Raw genomic sequence first — 14,224 nt, forward strand, 5'->3', positions numbered from 1 at the left:
CCGCTCAGCCGCTGTACGGCGGAAATCTACCCGCCAGCTCACGCACCTCGTCACGCGCCTTCTGACTCTCGGTCTCCCCGCGCAGCACTCGCGCCGCCAGCGCCGCGACGTACGTCATCTCCTCCTGGCCCATGCCCTGCGTGGTCAGGGCCGCCGTGCCCAGGCGCAGTCCGCGGCCGTCCCCGTGCGGCAGCGCGCAGCAGTCCAGGACCAGCCCGGCCGCGGCGAGCCGGCCGCGCGCGGCCCGTCCCTCGACGCCGAGGGGCGCGGGGTCGGCGGTGATCAGGTGGGTGTCCGTGCCGCCGGTCGTGACGACCATCCCCTCCGCCGCGAGTCCGGCCGCCAGTACCCTCGCATTGGCGACCACCTGATGGGCGTACGCGGTGAACGCCGGTGTTGCCGCCTCGCCGAACGCGACCGCCTTCGCGGCGATGGTGTGCATCTGCGCCCCGCCCTGCGTGAAGGGGAACACGGCCCGGTCCACCCGCCCCGCGAGCTCCGCGCCGCACAGGAGCATCCCGCCGCGCGGACCGCGCAGCACCTTGTGCGTGGTGGCACACACGACATCGGCGTACGGCACCGGGTTCGGCGCCGCTCCCCCGGCGACGAGCCCGATGGGATGGGCCGCGTCGGCGATGAGGTAGGCGCCCACCTCGTCGGCGACCTCGCGGAAGAGGGCGTAGTCGATGTGCCGCGGGTAGGCGATCGAGCCGCACACGATCGCCTTGGGGCGGTGGGTGCGGGCCAGGGCGCGGACCTGGTCGTAGTCGATGAGGCCGGTCTCCGCGTCCACCCCGTAGCCGACGAAGTCGAACCAGCGGCCGGAGAAGTTGGCGGGCGAGCCGTGCGTGAGGTGGCCGCCGTAGGGCAGGCCGAGGGCGAGGACGGTGTCGCCGGGGCGCAGCAGCGCGGCGTACGCGGCGAGGACCGCCGAGGAGCCCGAGTGGGACTGGACATTGGCGTGCTCGGCGCCGAAGAGGGCCTTCGCACGGTCGACGGCGACCCGTTCGGCGACGTCGACGATCTCGCAGCCGCCGTGGTGGCGGGCGCCCGGGTAGCCCTCCGCGTACTTGTTGGCCAGCGGTGAGCCGAGGGCGGCGAGGACGGCCGGCGAGGTGAAGTTCTCGGCGGCGATCAGCTGGAGCGTCGTCGACTGCCTCGCCAGCTCCCCGAGCAGGATCTCGGCGAGTTCCGGGTCCTGGCGACGCAGGACGTCCGTGGCCTCAAGGGTGTGGATGACCGCCATGATGGGCTCCGGGGGCGTCGAGGATGACGTACGTCCAATGTAGGCCCGGGGCCGACGGGGTGCGCGGCCGTTACGTGCGCGCGGACACCCCGGTGAGCGCCGTGACGACCGGATCCACCGCCTGGTGTATCTCGTCCCCGATCGAGCGGAAGAACGTCAGGGGTGCGCCGTAGGGGTCGTAGACCTCGTCCGCCTCGGCGGTCGGCGCCAGGAGCCAGCCGCGCAGGGCGGCGGCCGCGCGGACCAGGGCACGCGCGCGGGCGACCACGCCGTCCTCCAGGGGCGGCAGGGTCGCGGTGTCTATCGCCCTCACCAGGCGGGTGAACTCCTTGAGCGTGAAGGTGCGCAGGCCCGCGGAGTGGCCCATGGAGATGACCTGCTGGCGGTGGTCGCGGGTCGCGGTCAGCACCAGGTCGGCCCTGATGACGTGCTCGTCCAGCAGCTCGCGGCCGACGAAGCCGGAGGCGTCCGCGCCGAAGTCGGCCAGGACCGCCTCCGCGTTGGCCTCCATGGGCGCGCCCTCGTGACCCCAGGTGCCCGCGCTCTCCACGATCAGCCCGCCGCCCAGGATGCCGAGCCGCTGCTTCACGTAATGCCGGGTCAGCCGCTCGGTGATGGGCGAGCGGCATACGTTTCCGGTGCTGACGTGGAGGATGCGGAAGCTGTCGCGCGGGAGCCCGACGAACGTCGTCGTGATCTCCGTGGCGCGTTCCCCGTTGCCTATGCCACGCCCCGCTTCAGGGGCCGTCAATTCGCCACCTCGAGGTCGGGTACGACCTTCCTCAGCTCCTCGGCCGACAGCGCGCCCGCGCGCAGCAGCACCGGCACCGGGCCGGTGACGTCGACGATGGAGGACGGCACGTTGCCCGGGGTCGGGCCGCCGTCGAGGTAGACGGAGACGGAGTCGCCGAGCATCTCCTGCGCGGCGTCACAGTCCTCCGGCGCCGGGTGGCCGGTCAGGTTGGCGGAGGAGACGGCCATCGGGCCGACCTCGGTGAGCAGTTCGATGGCGACGGGGTGCAGCGGCATGCGGATGGCCACCGTGCCCCGGGTGTCCCCCAGGTCCCACTGCAGGGACGGCTGGTGCTTGGCGACGAGCGTGAGGGCGCCCGGCCAGAAGGCGTCGACCAGCTCCCAGGCCAGCTCGGAGAAGTCCGTGACCAGGCCGTGCAGGGTGTTCGGGGAGCCGATGAGGACGGGCGTGGGCATGTTGCGGCCCCGGCCCTTGGCCTCCAGCAGGTCGGCGACGGCCTCCGAGGTGAAGGCGTCCGCGCCGATGCCGTACACCGTGTCGGTCGGGAGGACCACGAGCTCGCCACGGCGGACGGCGGACGCGGCCTCGCGCAGACCGGTCGTGCGGTCGGTCGCGTCGTTGGTGTCGTATCGCCGTGCCATATCTAGCGGGCCTCCTCGTACACGTACTGCTGCGGGTCGGAAGTCGGGGCGGAGCTCACGGCATCGCCTTGCGGGCGGTGGCGAAGCGCGGGCGGTTGTTGAGGTCGGGGTGGTCGGCCGCGTCGGCCCAGCCCCGCTCCTCGGTGAAGATCCACGGCACCTGGCCGCCCTGGGTGTCGGCGTGCTCGATGACGACGACACCGCCCGGGCGCAGCAGCCGGTGCGCGGTGCGCTCGATGCCGCGGATCAGGTCGAGGCCGTCCTCGCCTGAGAACAGGGCGAGTTCGGGATCGTAGTCCCGGGCCTCGATGGCGACGTACTCCCACTCGGTGAGCGGGATGTAGGGCGGGTTGGAGACGACCAGGTCGACATGGCCGTCGAGGTCGGGGAAGGCGTCCAGGGCGTTGCCCTGACGCAGGTCGACCCGGGAGCCCTCGACGTTCTTGCGGGTCCACGCCAGGGCGTCCTCGGACAGCTCCACGGCGTGCACGCGCGAGCGCGGGACCTCCTGGGCCAGGGCGAGGGCGATGGCGCCGGAGCCGGTGCACAGGTCGACGATGCGGGGCTCCACGACGTCCATGGCGCGCACGGCGTCTATGGCCCAGCCGACCACGGACTCGGTCTCGGGCCGGGGCACGAACACGCCCGGCCCGACCTGGAGTTCCAGATACCGGAAGTAGGCCCGCCCGGTGATGTGCTGCAGCGGTTCGCGCTGCTCACGCCGGGCGATGACCTCCCAGTAGCGGGCGTCGAAGTCCGAGTCCTTGACGGAGTGCAGCTCGCCCCGCTTCACACCGTGCACGAACGCGGCGAGCTCCTCCGCGTCGTTGCGCGGCGAGGGCACGCCGGCGTCGGCCAGCCGCTGGGTGGCCTGTGCCACCTCTGCGAGCAGCAGGTTCACGCAAGTCCTCCGTGTCGTACTCGTACGCGCCGACGTGTGTCTCTTATGCGGCTGCCAGCTTCGCCGCCGAGTCCGCGTCGACGCAGGCCTGGATCACCGCGTCGAGGTCGCCGTCCAGGACCTGGTCCAGGTTGTACGACTTGAAGCCGACGCGGTGGTCGGAGATGCGGTTCTCCGGGAAGTTGTAGGTGCGGATCTTCTCGGAGCGGTCGACGGTGCGGACCTGACTGCGGCGGGCGTCGGCGGCTTCCTTCTCCGCCTCCTCCTGCGCCGCGGCGAGCAGCCTGGAGCGCAGGATACGCATCGCCTGCTCCTTGTTCTGCAGCTGGCTCTTCTCGTTCTGGCAGGAGGCGACGACTCCGGTGGGAATGTGCGTGATGCGCACCGCGGAGTCGGTCGTGTTGACGGACTGCCCGCCGGGTCCCGAGGAACGGTAGACGTCGATGCGGAGGTCGTTGGGGTTGATCTCGACGTCGACCTCCTCGGCCTCGGGGGTGACCAGCACGCCCGCCGCCGAGGTGTGGATACGGCCCTGGGACTCGGTCGCCGGCACGCGCTGCACGCGGTGCACGCCGCCCTCGTACTTCAGGCGGGCCCACACGCCCTGTCCGGGCTCGGTGGCGCCGTTGCCGCCCTTGGTCTTCACGGCGACCTGGACGTCCTTGTAGCCGCCCAGCTCGGACTCGGTGGCGTCGATGATCTCGGTCTTCCAGCCGACGCGCTCCGCGTAGCGCAGGTACATGCGCAGCAGGTCACCGGCGAACAACGCCGACTCGTCACCGCCGGCGCCCGCCTTGACCTCAAGGATCACGTCCTTGTCGTCGTTGGGGTCACGCGGCACGAGCAGCAGGCGCAGCTTCTCGGTGAGCTCGTCGCGCTGCTTGTCCAGCACCTTGACCTCGGCCGCGAAGTCCGGGTCGTCGGCGCCCAGTTCGCGCGCGGTCTCCATGTCGTCGCCGGTCTGCTTCCAGGAGCGGTACGTGGCGACGATCGGGGTGAGCTCGGCGTAGCGCTTGTTCAACTTGCGCGCGTTGGCCTGGTCGGCGTGGACCGACGGATCGGCGAGCTTCGTCTCCAGGTCGGCGTGCTCGGCGACGAGTTCCTCGACGGCCTCGAACATCTTGGGCTCCTGAACTACGTAAGAAAAGGGAAGGCGGGCGACCAAAAACGCCGGTCCCGGCGCGCCTGTGGAGGGCGCGGCCGTGGACCGGCGAAATGGAGCTCGCTACTTCTTGGAGCCGGCCGCAGCCTTGCCGAAGCGGGCCTCGAAGCGGGCCACGCGGCCACCGGTGTCGAGGATCTTCTGCTTGCCCGTGTAGAACGGGTGGCACTCGGAGCAGACCTCGGCACGGATGGCGCCGCTGGTGATCGTGCTCCGCGTGGTGAACGACGCCCCACAGGTGCAGCTGACCTGTGTGTCGACGTACTCGGGGTGAATCTCGCGCTTCAAGGTGTCTCCTAGTTCCGGGAGGGCTCCGGGTCGCCGTCGCGGGCTGCGGGGCGTGAACCGGGGCCGACGTACCAGTCTGCCAGGACTGGCGCCATGTCCCCAAACCGGGGCCCCGGTGATCTATTCCCCGGCGGTCACGACGCCCTTGGCATCGCCCGTTGCCGTGCCCGTCGTGGCCGACTTCGGAATCGTCCGGTCGTTCTTCAGAGCCGTCCAGACCTGCTCGGCCTTGGCCTTCTCCACGATCACGCGGTTCGGGTTCGCCGGGTCGTACTGGACCGGCATGGTGACCATCTGCATCTTCGAGGAACTGATGCCCTTGAGGCCGTTGGCGAAGGACATCAGCGAGTTGACCGAGCCGAGGTCGGAGTCGGTGGTGACGGCCCTGGTGGCCGTGTCCGCGAGGTCGTAGAGCTTCTTCGGGCTGGTGAAGACCCCGATGTGCTTGACCTGGTTGACCAGCGCCTTGATGAAGGCCTGCTGGAGCTGGATGCGGCCGAGGTCGGAGCCGTCGCCGACGCCGTGCCGGGTGCGGACCAGGCCGAGGGCCTGCTCGCCGTCCAGGGTGTGCGTGCCGGCCTTCAGGTTCAGGTGGCTGTCGGGGTCGCTGATGTTCTTGGTCGTGGTGACCGGGACGCCGCCGAGCTCGTCGATGAGCTTCTCGAAGCCGCTGAAGTCGACTTCCAGGTAGTGGTCCATGCGGATGCCGGTGACGGACTCGACGGTCTTCACCGCACAGGCCGCGCCGCCCGTGGTGTACGCGGAGTTGAACATGACGCCGGACGCGGCGTCGTGCGTACCGCCCTTGGTGTCGGTGCACTCGGGGCGGTCGATGAGGGTGTCACGCGGGATCGAGACCACGCTGGCCTTCTTGTGGCCCTTGTAGACGTGCACGATCATCGCGGTGTCCGAGCGGGCGCTGCCGTCGTCCGTGCCGCCACCGAGCTTCTTGTTGCTGCCGGAGCGGGAGTCGGAGCCCAGCACCAGGATGTTCTCGGAGCCGTTGTCGACCTTCGTCGGCCGGGCGGTGCCCAGGGCCTGGTCGATGTCGACGCTCTTGATGTTGCCGTTGAGCTTGAAGTACACGTAGCCGGCCCCGGTGCCGCCCAGCACGACGATGCCCGCGGCGACCCAGGCCGTCACGATCAGACCCTTACGACGCTTGTCGCGGGTCTTGCGGCGGCGACCCTTGCCACGACGGCGCGGGCCACTGGTCCCGGGCTCACCCGGTATACCGGGCTCCGGTGTGCTCTCGGCGGACATGTGCTCCTCGAATCTCGGCTACTGCTCCATCGTCGCTCCCGTCCGGTCAGACGGCGAAACTCGACAAAGAGTTGCACAACGCCCTGTGCCCAATATGCACAAACTTAGGCACACTCCGTAACGATCATCGATGCCCGTACGCCCCTGACCTGCATGTTCGACGCAGAACGCCGTACGGCCGGAAACCATCACCAACCGAGCCCCCTGTGGCAAAGGTCTCGCAGACAAAAGGCAGACCCCCGTCCCAAAAGGACGAGGGTCTGCCTGGACGCCGCCAGGAGCGCGGGCCTGCGTCAATCTGCGGCTCCGCCGCGTGGGCGCGACCAGCCACACTCAGCCGGCACCCGACGAACTGCCTAGTCGCCGTTCCCAGGCGTAGGCGTCGTCTTCTGGATCTGCAGCAAGAACTCGGCGTTCGACTTCGTCTGCCTCATCTTGTCCAGCAGCAACTCGATCGCCTGCTGCTGGTCAAGCGCGTGCAGCACCCGACGAAGCTTCCAGGTGATGGCCAACTCGTCGCTGCCGAGCAGGATCTCTTCCTTACGAGTACCGGACGCGTCGACATCCACCGCCGGGAAGATGCGCTTGTCAGCGAGCTTCCGGTCGAGCTTCAGCTCGGCGTTGCCCGTGCCCTTGAACTCCTCGAAGATGACCTCGTCCATGCGCGAGCCGGTGTCGACGAGCGCGGTGGCCAGGATCGTCAGCGAACCGCCGTCCTCGATGTTCCGCGCCGCACCGAAGAACCGCTTCGGCGGGTACAGCGCGGTCGAGTCGACACCACCGGACAGAATGCGGCCGGAGGCGGGCGCCGCGAGGTTGTACGCACGGCCCAGACGCGTGATCGAGTCGAGCAGGACGACGACGTCGTGACCCAGCTCCACCAGCCGCTTCGCCCGCTCGATGGCGAGCTCGGCGACCGTGGTGTGGTCCTCGGCCGGACGGTCGAAGGTCGAGGAGATGACCTCGCCCTTCACCGACCGCTGCATGTCGGTGACCTCTTCCGGACGCTCGTCGACCAGGACGACCATCAGGTGGCACTCGGGGTTGTTGTGCGTGATCGCGTTGGCGATCGCCTGCATGATCATGGTCTTGCCGGTCTTCGGCGGGGCCACGATCAGACCGCGCTGACCCTTACCGATCGGCGACACCAGGTCGATGATGCGCGTGGTGAGGACACCCGGGTCCGTCTCCAGGCGGAGGCGGTCCTGCGGGTACAGCGGCGTCAGCTTGTTGAACTCCGGCCGCCCACGCCCGGATTCGGCTCCCATGCCGTTCGCCGAGTCGAGACGGACCAGCGCGTTGAACTTCTCACGGCGCTCGCCGTCCTTGGGCTGGCGGACCGCGCCGGTGACGTGGTCACCCTTGCGCAGACCGTTCTTGCGGACCTGGGCGAGGGAGACGTACACATCGTTCGGGCCCGGCAGGTAGCCGGAGGTCCGGATGAACGCGTAGTTGTCGAGGATGTCGAGGATGCCCGCGACGGGGATCAGGACGTCGTCGTCGGAGACCTGCGGCTCGCTGGTGCCGCCGATCTCGTCACGGCCACGGCGACCGCGACGGTCCCGGTAGCGACCGCGCCGGCCGCGCCGGCCACCCTCGAAGTCGTCGTCGTCCTGGGGGCCGTTGTCCCGCTGCTGGCGGTCCTGGCGTGCGCCGCCGCCCTGCTGCTGACGGTCCCCGCGGTCCTGGCGGTCCTGCCGCTGCTGGCCGCCGCCCTGGCCGCCCTGCTGCTGCTCGTCGCCCTTGTTGCCACGACGGTCGCGGTCGCGTCCACCGCGGTCACGGTCGCCGCGGTCCTGGCGGTCGCGACGGTCACGGCGGCCCTGACGGCCGTCCGCGTCGGCGTCGCCCTTGACCTCGCCCTGCGGCTGCGCCTGGGCGGGCGTCTCGGCCTTGGGCTCGCTCTTCGCCTCGGCCACGACGGTCTCGGGGCTGCCGGCCTCAGCGGTGGCACGGCGACGACGGCGCTCAACGGGGGCGTCGTCGCTGGCGGGCTGGCCGGGAATCTCGATCTGCTGCTGGGCCACGGCCTTCTCGGCGGGGGCCTCGGCGACCGCCTTCTCGGCGACGGGGGCGGCCTCGTCGCCCGTACGGGCCTTGGAGGTGGCGCGGCGCTTGGGCTTGGTCTCGGCGGCAGCCTCGGCCTTCGCCGGGGCACCCCCGGCCTGCGCCTCCTTGATGACCTCGATCAGCTGGCTCTTGCGCATACGCGCGGTGCCCCTGATTCCGAGGCCCGAGGCGACCTGCTGCAGCTCGGCCAGCACCATGCCGTCGAGGCCGGTACCGCGGCGCCGCCGGGAGCCGGCACCGGTGGCAGGCGCGGAGGCGTCCGTGGCGGGCGCGGCAGCGGTCTCCTCGACACGTGCGCCCATCAGATCGGTGGTGTCGCTCACGAAGGGTCCTTCCCTGGAGCGGACGTCGGCCTTCTGGCTCGGCGACCGGTTGTGCTGTCCGGCAGTGGTCCTTGCTGTGTGGACCGTGCCGGGGCGGTGGTCCGCCAATGCAGGCGGAGGGAATTTCTGGGATGGCACTTGCCTGAGCCTGGGCGTGGCACCGGGTGTTTCAGTGTCACGTGGCTCGGTAGCACCGATTCCGGAGCGTGCCCGGCAAGTCGCTCAGCGCCCGCGTACGAGGTACTGCCCACGTACGTCGTACGGAACACAGTGCGGCTTGGGAGGCTCCCGGAAGAATGTCTGTCCCTGACGGGGACAACAAGCACCTCGCCATGGTGGGGTCGGGTGCAGACTTGAGATTAACACTACCGGATCCAACAAACATTCCCCCTCTCGAAATCCGGCAACCGTGCACTCCTAGATGTCACCGGAGGCCGCGAGCGGCAGTACGCACGCGCCCTGGGCGTCGAGGTCGAGCCGGTTGGCGGCCCACCCCTCGCCCGCCAGATGGGCCACCTTGTCCGCGCTGTCCCCGTCGACGAGCGCGAGCACGGTGGGTCCTGCTCCGGAGATGACTGCCGGGACTCCGTCGGCCCGCAGCCGCTCCACCAGAGCGGCGCTCTCCGGCATGGCCGGAGCGCGATACTCCTGGTGGAGCCGGTCCTCGGTGGCGGCCAGCAGCAGCTCGGGGCGCCTGGTGAGGGCCTCGACGAGCAGCGCGGCACGGCCCGCGTTGGCGGCGGCGTCGACGTGCGGCACGGTGCGCGGAAGCAGTCCGCGCGCGGTCTCGGTGAGGACCGGCTTTCCGGGCACGAAAACCACCGGAACGATGGAATGGGCGGGCTCCATGGAAATGGCGCGGGCGGCGCCGGAGTCCATCCAGGAGAGCGTGAATCCGCCGAGCAGACAGGCCGCCACATTGTCGGGATGGCCCTCGATCTCGGTCGCGAGCTCCAACAGGGCGATGTCGTCGAGCCGCGCTTCGCCGCCTATGGTCACGGCGCGCGCGGCGACAATGCCGGCGCAGATCGCGGCGGAGGAGGAACCGAGGCCGCGGCCGTGCGGAATGCGGTTCGCGCACACGATCTCCAGGCCGCGCGGTTGTCCGCCGAGCAGGTCGAAGGCGGTGCGCAGCGCGCGTACAAGAAGGTGGTTCTCGTCACGGGGCAGCGTCTCGCCGCCCTCGCCCGCGATGTCGATGTGCAGCCCGGAGTCGGCCACCCGGACGACCACGTCGTCGTAGAGCCCCAGCGCGAGGCCCAGGGCGTCGAAGCCCGGGCCGAGGTTGGCGCTGGTGGCGGGAACGCGCACCCTGACGGCGGCGGCGCGGAAGGCTGGACCGGCCATCGCTCGATGACTCTCCTTGAGCTGCGTGACTGTCGAAGACATTCGATGGAGTTCGATGCGTACGGGGAGTCCCACGGGGAAACCCCTGGGGCCGTCTCCGGGCCGCGGAGACGGCGCGGCACCGCCCACATGCTCCATGCGTGGAGGCATATGCATCAGGCGGGTTCGGTACAGCCTATCGAAGGAAGGTTCTGTGGCGACATAGGGCGCACAGGAGGCGCACGATGCGTGTCGTAAGCCCCCTGTGCACCCCCACGCGGGAAACCCCCCGGCGCCCGCCGGTTGTACGGAGTTACGCCAGCCCGAGGCGCTCGGCCGCCGTCGCCGCGTCGACCGGGACGGTGACCGGCTGCGGGGCGCCGGCGACGGCCCAGTCGGGGTCCTTGAGGCCGTTGCCGGTGACGGTGCACACGATGCGCTGGCCCGGGTCGACCTTGCCCTGCTCGGCCGCCTTCAGCAGACCGGCGACGGAAGCGGCGGACGCCGGCTCCACGAAAACGCCCTCCTGCGCGGCCAACAGCCGGTAGGCGCGCAGGATCTCACGGTCCGTCACCTCGTCGATGAACCCGCCGGACTCGTCCCGCGCGGCCAGCGCGTACTGCCAGGACGCGGGATTGCCGATGCGGATCGCGGTCGCGATCGTCGACGGGTCCTTGACGATCTCGCCGCGCACGATGGGCGCGGAGCCGGAGGCCTGGAAGCCCCACATGCGGGGCGTCCTGGCGGCGACCCCGTCGGCCGCGTACTCCTTGTAGCCCTTCCAGTACGCGGTGATGTTGCCCGCGTTGCCGACCGGGAGGACGTGGATGTCGGGCGCGTCGCCGAGCATGTCGACGATCTCGAAGGCGGCCGTCTTCTGCCCCTCGATGCGCACCGGGTTGACCGAATTGACCAGCGCCACAGGGTAGTTGTCGCTGAGGGCGCGGGCGAGGGTGAGGCAGTCGTCGAAGTTTCCGTCGACCTGGAGGATCTTGGCGCCGTGCACGAGGGCCTGGCCCATCTTGCCGAGCGCGATCTTGCCCTGCGGGACGAGGACGGCACAGACCATCCCGGCGCGCACGGCGTAGGCGGCGGCGGACGCGGACGTGTTGCCGGTGGAGGCGCAGATGACGGCCTGCGCGCCCTCCTCCCTGGCCCGCGTGATGGCCATGGTCATACCGCGGTCCTTGAAGGACCCGGTGGGGTTGGCACCCTCCACCTTGAGGTGGACCTCGCAGCCGGTGCGCTCGGAGAGCACCTGCGCGGGCACGAGGGGCGTACCGCCCTCGCGGAGGGAGACGACCTCCGTGCTGTCGGACACCGGAAGCCGGTCCCGGTACTCCTCGATGATTCCGCGCCACTGGTGGGTCATTGCTGGTTACTCTCCTTCAACCCGCATGATGCTGGCGACACCCCGCACGGTGTCGAGCTTGCGCAGCGCCTCGACGGTCCCGGTGAGGGAGGCGTCGGACGCGCGATGGGTGACGACGACGAGAGAGGCCTCGCCGTCTCCGTCTTGTCGTCCATGCTGCCGAACGGTGTCGATCGACACCCCGTGCTCGGCGAACACGGTGGCCACCTGCGCCAGGACGCCCGGTTTGTCGGCGACGTCGAGGCTGATGTGGTAGCGCGTGACGACGTCGCCCATGGGCGACACGGTCAGGGCCGCGTACGCCGACTCCCCCGGCCCCGTAGTGCCGTTGAGCCGGTTGCGGCACACGGCGACGAGGTCGCCGAGCACGGCGGAGGCGGTCGGGGAACCGCCCGCGCCGGGACCGTAGAACATGAGCTGCCCGGCCGCGTCGGACTCGACGAACACGGCGTTGTACGCGCCGCGCACGGAGGCGAGGGGGTGGCTCAGTGGAATCATCGCGGGATGCACGCGCGCGGTGACGGACCCGCCGTCCTGCGCCCGCTCGCAGATGGCGAGCAGTTTGATGGTGCAGCCCATGTTCTTGGCGGAGGCGAAGTCGGCCGAGGTGACCTCGGCCATGCCCTCGCGGTAGACGTCGTCGAGACGCACGCGCGTGTGGAAGGCGATGCCGGCGAGGATGGCGGCCTTGGCGGCGGCGTCGAAGCCCTCGACATCGGCGGTCGGGTCGGCCTCCGCGTACCCCAGGGCGGTGGCCTCGTCGAGGGCCTCCTGGTAACCGGCCCCGGTGGAGTCCATCTTGTCGAGGATGAAGTTGGTGGTCCCGTTGACGATCCCGAGCACCCGATTGACCTTGTCACCGGCGAGGGACTCGCGCAGCGGCCGGATCAGCGGAATGGCACCGGCGACGGCGGCCTCGTAGTAAAGGTCCCGCCCGTGCTCCTCGGCGACGGCGTGCAGAGCGGCACCGTCCTGGGCGAGCAGCGCCTTGTTGGCGGAGACGACGGAGGCACCGTGTTCAAAAGCGGTGGTGATGAGGGAACGAGCGGGCTCGATCCCCCCGATCACCTCCACCACGACATCAATGTCCCCACGCTTGACGAGGGCGGTGGCGTCGGTGGTCACAAGGCTCGGGTCGATCCCGTCCCGAACCTTGGAGGGCCGTCGTACGGCGACACCCGCGAGCTCCAGGGGTGCGCCGATCCGCTGCGCGAGGTCGTCGGCGTGCGTCGTCATGATGCGCGCCACCTCTGAGCCGACCACTCCACAGCCCAGCAGCGCCACCTTCAGCGGACGCGTACGCATCATCCGACCTCGTTTCCTCATACCGTCTACGGTGGGAACAGTCTCACGCACCGGACGGGAGTTTCTGTCCTTTGTCCGGATCGTGAGACATTGATTTCATTTCCACGGCCCCGGAAAACCGAAGATCTTCCGTCCCGGAAATCTCCTGGACCGCGGGCCCCTCGCTGTCACCCGACGTCGAGCCGCAGCAGGTCCTCCTCCGTCTCGCGCCGCACGATGACCCGCGCCTCACCGTCGTTGACGGCGACGACCGGCGGCCGCAGCACGTGGTTGTAGTTGCTGGCCATGGACCGGCAGTACGCACCGGTGGCGGGTACGGCGATGAGGTCACCCGGCGCCAGGTCGGCCGGCAGGAACGCGTCCTTGACCACGATGTCCCCGCTCTCGCAGTGCTTGCCGACGACCCGCGCGAGCATGGGCTCGGCGTCGGAGGTACGGGAGACGAGAGCGACGCTGTACTCGGCGTCGTACAGCGCGGTGCGGATGTTGTCCGACATCCCGCCGTCGACGGAGACGTACGTACGCAGCCCGTCGAGCGGCTTGATGGTGCCGACCTCGTAGAGCGTGAACGCGGTGGGCCCGACGATGGCGCGCCCGGGCTCGACGGAGATACGAGGGGTGCGGAGCCGAGCCCCCTCGCACTCCCGCGTGACGATCTCGGTCAGCGCCTTGGCGATCTCGTGGGGCTCACGGGGATCGTCGTCGCTGGTGTACGCGATCCCGAGCCCGCCACCGAGGTCGATCTCGGGCAGCTCGACACCGTGCTCGTCCCGCACGTCCTTCAGCAGCCCGACAACCCGGTGGGCGGCGACCTCGAAGCCGGACATGTCGAAGATCTGCGACCCGATGTGCGAGTGAATCCCGATGAGCTCAAGCCCGTCGAGCTGCAGCGCCCGCCGCACAGCCTCCGCGGCCTGCCCCCCGGCAAGCGGAATCCCGAACTTCTGGTCCTCGTGGGCGGTGGCGATGAACTCGTGCGTATGCGCTTCGACCCCGACAGTGATCCGGATCTGCACGCGCTGCCGCTTGCCGAGGGACTGCGCGATGTGCGCGACCCGCACGATCTCCTGGAAGGAGTCGAGGACGATCCGCCCGACACCGGCGCGGATGGCCCGGTCGATCTCCTCCGTGGACTTGTTGTTGCCGTGGAAGGCGATGCGGTCGGCGGGCATCCCGGCGGAGAGGGCGGTGGCGAGCTCGCCACCGGAGCAGACGTCGAGGTTGAGCCCTTCCTCGTCGAGCCACCGTACGACGGCACGGGACAGGAACGCCTTGCCGGCATAGAAGACGTCGGCGTCCTGCCCGAAGGCACTGCGCCAGGCCCGCGCGCGAGCCCGGAAGTCGGCCTCGTCGACGACATAGGCAGGCGTACCGAACTCCTCGGCCAGGGTCTTGACGTCCATACCGCCGACGGTGACGACACCGTCCGCGTCACGGGTCACCGTCTGCGCCCAGACCTTGGAGTCGAGGGCGTTGAGGTCGGTGGGCGGGCCGGCGTAGTGCCCCTCGGGGAGGACGTCGGCGTGGCGGGGCCCGGCGGGGTGTGCGGAACGGCTCATGACAGTCGTGGCTC

General features: G+C 70.0%; 12 protein-coding genes. All 12 read right to left on the minus strand.

All coding sequences use genetic code 11. The annotated features are described in order from the left end of the window. Positions 1-4: 4 nt before the first annotated feature. On the minus strand, positions 5-1,246 hold the full coding sequence (gene glyA / locus M2283_RS35955; protein WP_280880678.1) for a serine hydroxymethyltransferase: 1,242 nt from the start codon (positions 1,244-1,246) through the stop codon (positions 5-7). A gap of 70 nt (positions 1,247-1,316) precedes the next feature. Beyond that, positions 1,317-1,997: a protein-tyrosine-phosphatase gene (locus M2283_RS35960; RefSeq protein WP_280880679.1), complete on the minus strand. Its 681-nt coding sequence runs from the start codon at positions 1,995-1,997 to the stop codon at positions 1,317-1,319. Continuing rightward, positions 1,994-2,641, minus strand: a complete 648-nt coding sequence (locus tag M2283_RS35965; protein ID WP_280880680.1) for an L-threonylcarbamoyladenylate synthase — start codon at positions 2,639-2,641, stop codon at positions 1,994-1,996. The genes M2283_RS35960 and M2283_RS35965 overlap by 4 nt, the downstream gene beginning before the upstream one ends. 55 nt (positions 2,642-2,696) lie before the next feature. Continuing rightward, on the minus strand, positions 2,697-3,542 hold the full coding sequence (prmC, locus tag M2283_RS35970; protein ID WP_280880681.1) for a peptide chain release factor N(5)-glutamine methyltransferase: 846 nt from the start codon (positions 3,540-3,542) through the stop codon (positions 2,697-2,699). 43 nt (positions 3,543-3,585) lie between these two features. After that, positions 3,586-4,662 (minus strand): peptide chain release factor 1, encoded by a 1,077-nt coding sequence (gene prfA, locus M2283_RS35975; protein ID WP_280880682.1) that lies wholly within the window; start codon positions 4,660-4,662, stop codon positions 3,586-3,588. A 105-nt stretch (positions 4,663-4,767) separates the two neighbouring features. Then, positions 4,768-4,992 (minus strand): 50S ribosomal protein L31, encoded by a 225-nt coding sequence (gene rpmE / locus M2283_RS35980; protein WP_280880683.1) that lies wholly within the window; start codon positions 4,990-4,992, stop codon positions 4,768-4,770. A 120-nt stretch (positions 4,993-5,112) separates the two neighbouring features. Continuing rightward, positions 5,113-6,255 (minus strand): LCP family protein, encoded by a 1,143-nt coding sequence (locus tag M2283_RS35985; protein WP_280880684.1) that lies wholly within the window; start codon positions 6,253-6,255, stop codon positions 5,113-5,115. A gap of 356 nt (positions 6,256-6,611) precedes the next feature. Beyond that, positions 6,612-8,648, minus strand: coding sequence for a transcription termination factor Rho (rho, locus tag M2283_RS35990; protein WP_280880685.1), 2,037 nt, complete (start codon positions 8,646-8,648; stop codon positions 6,612-6,614). Positions 8,649-9,065: 417 nt separating this feature from the next. Next, the gene (thrB, locus tag M2283_RS35995) at positions 9,066-9,995 is read right to left on the minus strand and encodes a homoserine kinase (RefSeq protein WP_280880686.1); all 930 of its coding nucleotides are present in this window, start codon (positions 9,993-9,995) and stop codon (positions 9,066-9,068) included. Between the two features lie 292 nt (positions 9,996-10,287). Then, positions 10,288-11,346, minus strand: a complete 1,059-nt coding sequence (gene thrC / locus M2283_RS36000) for a threonine synthase (protein WP_280880687.1) — start codon at positions 11,344-11,346, stop codon at positions 10,288-10,290. A 6-nt stretch (positions 11,347-11,352) separates the two neighbouring features. Beyond that, complete coding sequence (locus M2283_RS36005; protein ID WP_280880832.1) at positions 11,353-12,651, minus strand: homoserine dehydrogenase; 1,299 nt, start codon at positions 12,649-12,651, stop codon at positions 11,353-11,355. A 167-nt stretch (positions 12,652-12,818) separates the two neighbouring features. Further along, positions 12,819-14,210 (minus strand): diaminopimelate decarboxylase, encoded by a 1,392-nt coding sequence (lysA, locus tag M2283_RS36010; RefSeq protein ID WP_280880688.1) that lies wholly within the window; start codon positions 14,208-14,210, stop codon positions 12,819-12,821. Positions 14,211-14,224: the final 14 nt, after the last annotated feature.

Source organism: Streptomyces pseudovenezuelae, assembly GCF_029892565.1.
Classification (GTDB): Bacteria; Actinomycetota; Actinomycetes; order Streptomycetales; family Streptomycetaceae; genus Streptomyces; species Streptomyces pseudovenezuelae_A.

Bases quoted from the DNA above. Each gene is read 5' to 3' on its own strand.
- M2283_RS36005 (WP_280880832.1), bottom strand. From the start codon at position 12,651: ATGCGTACGCGTCCGCTGAAGGTGGCGCTGCTGGGCTGTGGAGTGGTC.
- lysA (WP_280880688.1), bottom strand. From the start codon at position 14,210: ATGAGCCGTTCCGCACACCCCGCCGGGCCCCGCCACGCCGACGTCCTC.
- M2283_RS35965 (WP_280880680.1), bottom strand. From the start codon at position 2,641: ATGGCACGGCGATACGACACCAACGACGCGACCGACCGCACGACCGGT.
- thrB (WP_280880686.1), bottom strand. From the start codon at position 9,995: ATGGCCGGTCCAGCCTTCCGCGCCGCCGCCGTCAGGGTGCGCGTTCCC.
- thrC (WP_280880687.1), bottom strand. From the start codon at position 11,346: ATGACCCACCAGTGGCGCGGAATCATCGAGGAGTACCGGGACCGGCTT.
- glyA (WP_280880678.1), bottom strand. From the start codon at position 1,246: ATGGCGGTCATCCACACCCTTGAGGCCACGGACGTCCTGCGTCGCCAG.
- prfA (WP_280880682.1), bottom strand. From the start codon at position 4,662: ATGTTCGAGGCCGTCGAGGAACTCGTCGCCGAGCACGCCGACCTGGAG.
- M2283_RS35985 (WP_280880684.1), bottom strand. From the start codon at position 6,255: ATGTCCGCCGAGAGCACACCGGAGCCCGGTATACCGGGTGAGCCCGGG.